At 38.2% G+C, this 1,086-nt stretch carries 1 protein-coding gene; it reads right to left on the reverse strand.

Annotated features, from left to right (window positions below; translation table 11 throughout):
- A partial coding sequence (locus tag ACFX59_RS18220; protein ID WP_387434464.1) for a CshA/CshB family fibrillar adhesin-related protein occupies nucleotides 1–1,086 on the reverse strand: 1,086 nt, incomplete at both ends.

The raw sequence follows: 1,086 nt of genomic DNA on the forward strand, positions 1-1,086 counted from the left end.
TTGTTTTTCACCTTGAGCACCTGTAGTCTCTTCTTTATCACCGCGTGGTGGAAGAGCTACTTGGATCTGGTTGTCTTCTACTTCCCCAGAGTAAGCAATTCCTATAGGTTTTTCTACTTGACTTTCATCTGTTGCAATACGTACACGGAAGTTAACCGCTTCTTTTGTTGTATCGATGATTTGTGTATTACGGAATTTAAGTGTTACTTTTTGATTCTTTTCAGTAACTTTTACGATTTCTGAAGCTTCATCCGCATCAAATTTCCCATTGTGGTTAAAGTCAATAAATCCGCGAACATATGCAGGCTCTGGAGTATCTGTGAAATTATCATTACCATTCACAGACGCTGTGATATTTACTTCATAAGTATCATCTGCAGCTTTTACTAATTTAACTTCTGGTTCCCCAGTATCTACATTATCATGTACATCTTTTGCATCGATTAATTGTTTAACACCTTCATCACCAGTATCAGATTGATCATCTGAACCAATTCCACGGACACGTTTACCAGATACAGAGTCAATATCTGCTTTAACAGTTCCTAAATATGGTTGTTGGATTTGTCGAACAACTTTTGTTGTCCAGTCTGTAGTTTGTGTTTTCAGAAAGTGCTCTGCAACTCCATATGATTCTGGAAGATCTCCGAAGTCTGAGAACTTAATACCAATCATCGAAGATTGGACACCAGAAGTCATAATATAAAATCCTAATTCAGATACATTAGCCGATGATACGATTGGTGTAGCCTTATCAGTATCATTAACATATGGTCCAAAAACTTGAGATCCTAAACCTGCTGTTGCCGAGTCAGGTGTGATAAATTGTTTCGCTTTAATGGCAGCAATGACTTCTGGTGAAAGCCATGATTCTATTCCCTTCATACTAGCAAAACTATTAAATATAGTACCCGGTTGATACGCATTCGCTTTACCTGCTTTACCTACAATCCCAGCTAGTTCCCATGGTGTACCGTTAGTCGTATAAACCTCTACCTCATTACGTACTTGTTGTTCTCCAGATGTCATAACAACCCCTGGTTGTACTTTTTTACCGTTGTATTCAGCTTCTAGGTCAAAAAGCAA

The organism is Sphingomonas sp. NCPPB 2930 (assembly GCF_042867205.1).
GTDB lineage: Bacteria > Pseudomonadota > Alphaproteobacteria > Sphingomonadales > Sphingomonadaceae > Sphingomonas.